Annotated in this window: 7 protein-coding genes; 6 read left to right on the forward strand and 1 reads right to left on the reverse strand. The window is 64.0% G+C overall.

What is annotated here, in order from left to right; all coding sequences use genetic code 11:
• Positions 1–18: 18 nt before the first annotated feature.
• Positions 19–180: a hypothetical protein gene (locus EOB36_RS34455; protein WP_095489090.1), complete on the forward strand. Its 162-nt coding sequence runs from the start codon at positions 19–21 to the stop codon at positions 178–180.
• Between the two features lie 61 nt (positions 181–241).
• Here the strand turns inward: EOB36_RS34455 and EOB36_RS23520 are convergent, their stop codons facing one another.
• Positions 242–679, reverse strand: a complete 438-nt coding sequence (locus EOB36_RS23520) for a DUF2267 domain-containing protein (protein ID WP_095489250.1) — start codon at positions 677–679, stop codon at positions 242–244.
• Between the two features lie 185 nt (positions 680–864).
• Between EOB36_RS23520 and coxB the strand changes: the two genes are divergently transcribed.
• From coxB to EOB36_RS23545, 5 genes are all read left to right on the forward strand, one after another.
• On the forward strand, positions 865–1842 hold the full coding sequence (gene coxB / locus EOB36_RS23525; RefSeq protein WP_128285824.1) for a cytochrome c oxidase subunit II: 978 nt from the start codon (positions 865–867) through the stop codon (positions 1840–1842).
• Positions 1839–4355: a cytochrome c oxidase subunit I gene (gene ctaD / locus EOB36_RS23530; RefSeq protein WP_126105489.1), complete on the forward strand. Its 2517-nt coding sequence runs from the start codon at positions 1839–1841 to the stop codon at positions 4353–4355. Before coxB ends, ctaD begins: the two co-directional genes overlap by 4 nt.
• A gap of 7 nt (positions 4356–4362) precedes the next feature.
• Positions 4363–4743 (forward strand): hypothetical protein, encoded by a 381-nt coding sequence (locus EOB36_RS23535; RefSeq protein WP_095489087.1) that lies wholly within the window; start codon positions 4363–4365, stop codon positions 4741–4743.
• On the forward strand, positions 4740–5363 hold the full coding sequence (locus tag EOB36_RS23540) for a cytochrome c oxidase assembly protein (RefSeq protein ID WP_164897594.1): 624 nt from the start codon (positions 4740–4742) through the stop codon (positions 5361–5363). Before EOB36_RS23535 ends, EOB36_RS23540 begins: the two co-directional genes overlap by 4 nt.
• A partial coding sequence (locus EOB36_RS23545) for a c-type cytochrome (protein ID WP_245467871.1) occupies positions 5363–6174 on the forward strand: 812 nt, incomplete at its 3' end. The genes EOB36_RS23540 and EOB36_RS23545, both read left to right, overlap by 1 nt.

Genomic DNA, 6174 nt, shown 5'->3' on the forward strand with positions numbered 1-6174 from the left:
AGGGAAAGGAGATGTTCCATGTTCGAGAACAGCATGTGGTTGATCGTCGTTGCCGGCGGCCCGCTATTGCTGGCGATCCTGATCGCCTACGCACTCCTCACGCAGCGCGATCGCGGTCCGGCAGAACGCAGAGAAAGCGATCGGGCGACCGAGCGCTTGTATCGCGAGCAAAAGGACTGACCGGCTGGGGCGGAGCCAGTTGAAGATCACATCGGCAGCCCGACCTTTGTCTTTGCTGCCACTACACTCCGACGCTTTCGGGCCAAAGCGCCTGGATGTGTTTCGGCAAAGCGTCTCGCACTTTCGCCGACTGGCCGAGGTCGACATGCCGAGCGAGAACTTTGAACACAGATCTCGTCGCATCCTCGGGATTCACGGGTCGAGTGGATTTCATCTCCTCGGCCACGCGCTGCAGGAATTCCTCCAATGAACGGCTGTTGGTCGGCAGATTATGCGGCCGATACCGATCATAGTAGGCGCCGCGTATGAGAAGCGGCAGCTCCGCTCCCAAATTGGCAGCCAGTTCGATCTGCAGCCAGTCTCGCAAAGTGCGCAAAACGGCGCCCAGCATATGCCAGGCAACGCGCCTATCGGGCCCGTGGTCGGCCATGATCTCGTCCAGCCAGATGTGTGTTGTTTGCAGGGTTTTGTCAAAAACTTCCAGGCCGGTTGCGCTCATCGTCGCCTCCTTAAGCATGGGCAATCCCAATACCCACCATGACGGGCAAACGGGGATCGAGCGCAATTGTTTCGTCAGTCGTTGAAAAATTGCCCAAGAGCCGCGGCGAATGCAGCTTTAGTTCGAAAGCTCAATTGCCCGGAACCTTCCGCCCATCTCGCCGGTTTACCGCGGAGGGGTTGGAAATGGGTCAATATTTCAGCCTGTCCGCTGCGTCTTTTTTGCTCGCGAGCGGCTATGCCGGCGCTCGGTCGGTACTTGAGCCCGCGGGAGAGGAAGCGCAGCAGATAGCCGTGCTGTTCTGGGTAATGCTAAGCGGCGGCGCGCTCATCTGGCTGGGCGCGGTCGGCCTGCTTCTTCATTCAGCCCTGTTCAATCGCCGCAGGCTGGCCGAAAAGTCCGCCAGCAGGATCATCCTTTGGGGCGGCGTGGTCTTCCCGTCGGTCACGCTTTGTGCCCTGCTCGCCTATGCACTGTGGCTGATGCCTGGCCTCCGGCCCTTCGCCCAGGCGAGCTCCGCCGCCCTGCGGATCGAGGTCACCGGCAGGCAGTTCTGGTGGGAAGTTGTCTATCACCCATCTCAGGGGCCACCGGTCGCTTCCGCCAACGAGATCAGGCTGCCGGTCGGCGAGCGGGTCGAATTGACCCTGAAAAGTGCCGATGTGATCCATTCCTTCTGGATTCCACCGCTCGGCGGCAAGATGGACATGATCCCCGGCCGCATCAACAGGCTTTCACTCAAGGCCACGAAACCCGGTGTTTTCCGGGGACCCTGTGCCGAATATTGCGGCACGTCTCACGCGCTGATGGCGTTCTCGGCCGTGGCGATGGAGCCCGAAGCATTCCGGTCCTGGCTGGCCGCCCAGGCGATTCCTGCGCCAAGCGCAGGCGCGAGCGGCAGCGCGCTGTTCCTGCGTCATGGCTGCGGGTCCTGCCATTTCGTCGCGGGCACAGATGCGCGCGGCACGATCGGCCCGGATCTTTCGCATCTCGGATCCCGCGTCACCGTCGGAGCTGGCATCCTGCCCAACACCGAAGACGCCGTCGCCCGCTTCATCGCCCGGCCCGAACTGATCAAGCCCGGCTCCAGCATGCCGGCTTTCGACATGTTGCCACCGGACGACGTTCGCGCCATAGCCGCCTGGCTGAGAGGCCTGCAATGAGCGCTGCGGTCAAGGAGCGTTCGCGGGAAGAATACAAGGCGCAGGAAGAGCGGCTGCGCACCGTGTGGGCCAATCCGACCGGCTGGCGCTACTGGACCTCGGTGAACAATTTCCAGATCGGCCTCTGGTACGGCTCGGCCGCCTTCGCCTTCATGCTGTTCGCCGGCGCGCTCGCGCTGCTCATGCGCCTGCAGCTCGCCGTGCCCGACAACGACTTCCTGTCGGCCGACTTCTTCAACCAGGCCTTCACCCTGCACGGCACGGTGATGATGTTCCTGTTCGCGGTGCCGATCTTCGAGGCGGTCGCGATCTTCCTCCTGCCGCCGATGCTGGGCGCGCGCGAGATGCCGTTCCCGCGCCTCGGTGCCTTCAGTTTTTGGAGCTTTTTCCTTGGCGGTATCTTCGTCTGTGGCTCGATCTTCTTCAATGCGGCGCCCTCGGCAGGCTGGTTCATGTATCCGCCGCTCGCCACCGACAAGGAGTTCTCCGGCATCGGCGCCGACATTTGGCTGCTAGGCCTTTCGTTCATCGAAGTCGCCTCGATCGCGGCCGCCGTCGAGCTCATCGTCGGCATCATGAAATGCCGTGCGCCGGGCATGCGCATCAACCTGATGCCGCTCTTCGCCTGGTACCTGCTGATCGTGGCGGGAATGATCCTGTTCGCCTTTCCGCCGCTGATCGCCGGCGACCTCCTGTTCGAGATGGAACGGATGTTCGATTGGCCGTTCTTCGACGCGGCACGCGGCGGCGACCCGCTGCTCTGGCAGCATCTGTTCTGGATCTTCGGCCATCCGGAGGTCTACATCATCTTCCTGCCGGCCATCGCGCTGATGGCGATGATCGTGCCGACTTTTTCCCAGCGTCCGATCGTCGGTTATTCCTGGATCGTGCTTGCGGCAGTGGGAACTGGGTTCCTCTCCTTCGGCCTGTGGGTGCATCACATGTTTGCGACAGGCCTGCCGCAGATCTCGCTGGCCTTCTTCTCGGCGGCCTCCGAGGCGGTGGCGATCCCGACCGGCGTGCAGATCTTCGTCTTCATCGCCACCATGCTTGCCGGCCGGGTGATCTTCTCGACGCCGATGCTGTTCGGTGCCGGAGGATTGGCCATCTTCGTCATCGGCGGGCTGACGGGGGTCATGGTGGCGCTAGCACCCTTCGACTGGCAGGCGCACGACACGTATTTTGTCGTCGCGCACCTGCATTATGTGCTGATCGGCGGCATGCTTTTTCCGGTCGTGGCCGGACTCTATTACTATTACCCGCTGATCGACGCGAAGCAGCTTTCCGACCGTCTGGGTCGGCTCGCCTTCTGGCTGATGTTCTGCGGCTTCAACATCGCCTTCTTCCCCATGCATCTGAGCGGCTTGCGCGGCATGCCCCGGCGCGTCTTCACTTATCCGGCTGAAATCGGCTGGGACTGGCTGAACCTCATCTCGACGGCCGGAGCCTTCGTCTTCGCAGCGGGCGTGCTGGTGGTTGTCTTCGACGTGCTCAGGCCGAAGCACCGGCAGCCGCGCGGCGAACTCAACCCGTGGAACGCCGGCACGCTGGAATGGATTTCCGAGCCGGAGGAGAACTGGGGCGTCCGCTCGATACCCCTCGTGCGCAGCCGCTATCCCCTGTGGGACCAAAAGGACCTTGCCCGCAAGGTCAATGAAGGCCGCTATTACCTGCCCGACGCGGAAGAGGGATGGCGCGAGGGACTGGTCACCTCCGTGCTCGACGCCGAACCCATCCAGGTGCTGCGCGTCGGCGGCACTTCCTATGTCACCATCGTCTCGGCCCTCTCGCTCGGGGCCGCCTTCATCGCGCTTACCTTCCACTGGTGGATCGCGACGGCGCTGGCTGCAATTATCTGCTTTTGCGCCGTCCTCTATTGGCTCTGGACGGGCACCGGCGAAATCCCCGAGAAGCCGGAGAAAGATGTCGGCCTCGGCCTCAGCCTGCCGCTTTATGCCTCCGGTCCCGATTCGGTCGGCTGGTGGGCGATGTTCATCACCATGGTGGGCGACGGCACGGCTTTTGCCAGCCTTGTCTTCGGTTATTTCTTCTACTGGACGATCCATGCCGACTTCACCGCGGGGATTGCCGGGCCTGATGCGGTCTGGTCGCTGGTGGCTGCCATCCTGTTTGCTGCAGCGTGGGGCCTGATGGTGGCGGCACGCACGTTCAACAGGCGCGGCGCCACGGCCGCTATGCGCGGCTCGCTGGTGCTGTCCTTACTAACGACCGTCGGCGCGTCCGCCGCAGGCTTGGCCGGGCCCTGGTCTCCCGGCATGGAGCCGACGCGCCACGTCTATCCCGCAATCGTGTGGATCCTCGTGCTCTGGGTGCTCGCCCATGCAGCGGTCGGCACGGTCATGCAGGCCTATTGCCTGGCACGCTCGCTGGCGGGCCGGCTGACGCCGAAGCATGACATGGATCTAGGCAACGTGGTGCTCTACTGGCATTTCCTGCTGGTCACCGCCGTCATCACCTTCACCATCATCGGCCTCTTTCCGGCAGCGATGTGAGGCGGCGATGCGGCTCATCCCGAAACAGATCGAGACACTCTGGACGCTGTTTACCGCGCCCGTGGTCTGGGCTGCGCATTTCCTTGTCTGCTACCTGGGCGCGGCGATCTATTGCGCCAAACCCGAGCTTGTCGGGCTGAGTTTCAGCGCTGTGCGCGCGGGTATCGCCGCCGCCACTGTGATCGCCCTCTCACTGATCGCGCTGTCCGCATGGCTCGCCTGGCGGCAATGGGGCTTCGGCACCGATGATCCGCCCCATGACGATCCGACGAGACGGGACCGGACCCTGTTCCAGGGCTTTGCGACGCTGCTGCTCTCGGGTCTCAGCTTCATCGCCGTGATCTTCACCGCGATGCCCGCATTGTTCCTGACGGAGTGTATCCGGTGAGACGCGCTTGCCTCATCCTCGGCCTCTTCGTCCTCGCCCTGGTCTGGCTCGGGCCGCTGCTCGACGCCTGGCGGGATTCGTTTTCGGCGCACATGCTGGCGCATATGGGAGTGGTAGCGATCGCCGCGCCGCTGATGGCGATTGGGATCCCGCTCGGTCCCACACCAGATGCAAACCGGACGTTCGCCCTACCCCTCCTCGCCTCGCTCGTCGAGCTTGTCATTGTCTGGTCCTGGCACGCGCCGGCCATGCGGGGGCTGGCTCAAAGCTCGCTGTTGGCCACCGCCATCGAGCAGGCCACGTTCCTCGCCGCCGGGCTGTTCTTGTGGTTGGCCTGCCTGCCGCGCCGCGGCTCGGACACCACAGGCAATGCCGCCGGAGCCTTCGCCCTGCTTCTCACATCCATCCACATGACCTTGCTCGGCGCGCTGCTGGCGCTGACCCCAAGGCCGCTTTATGGGACAGGCGAGGTAAGCTGCTTCGGCATCGCGCTTTCCGCGCAGCAGGATCAGGAGCTTGGCGGCGTGATCATGCTTCTGGTTGGTGCTGCGGTCTATCTGGCCGGCGGCTTGACGCTTTTCGCGCGCATGCTCGCCACTCCGTCGCGGGAGACAGGCTGATGCATATCAGCTGGAAAAAGCTCGCCATAGCGCTGGCCATTCTGCCCTTCGTCGTGGTGCTGGCGGCCTGGATCGGCTTTTTCAATGTCGGTGCCTCAAGCGGCCACTGGAAGATCACGGAATGGTTTCTCCATTTCGCCATGCGATCGGCTGTGCGCACCTATGCGCTGGCGGTCGACGTTCCGGAAACTCTGCCGCGCCATGCGATCCAGCCGGCCGCCGGACATTTCGCGCGCGGCTGCGCCATCTGTCACGGAGCGCCAGGCGAGCCGCGATCTCCTGTCGTCACGAGGATGCTGCCGCAGCCGCCCGACCTTGCCGGGTCCGTCGGCGAATGGACCGACGCGCAGCTTTTCCGCATCGTCAAGCACGGCGTGCGCTTCACCGGCATGCCTGCCTGGCCGACGCAGGAACGCGACGACGAGGTCTGGGCGATGGTCGCCTTCCTGCGCGAGCTGCCGTCGATGGACGAAGCCACCTATCGTGACCTCGCCTTTGGAGAAACGCTAGCGTCTCCCGAAGGCGATGCCGGGCCCCTGCCGCAGGCGCTCGCGGATTGCGTCCGCTGCCACGGTGGGAACGGACGGGGTCGCGGTCCCGCGATACCCGTTCTCGCCGGGCAGAGCGAAGCCTATCTCCTTGAAAGCCTGCGTGCCTACGCCGAAGGAAGCCGGGCAAGCGGGATGATGAGCCTACCCGCCATTGAGGCGGGGCCGCAGTTCTGGCCGGACCTGGCCAGGCATTTCGCCGCCCTGCCGACGACGCACGCCAGCGGCGGGGGCGATCCCGCGCTCATCGGGCGCGGCAAGGA

The organism is Mesorhizobium sp. M6A.T.Cr.TU.017.01.1.1, from assembly GCF_004023115.1.
GTDB lineage: Bacteria > Pseudomonadota > Alphaproteobacteria > Rhizobiales > Rhizobiaceae > Mesorhizobium > Mesorhizobium mediterraneum.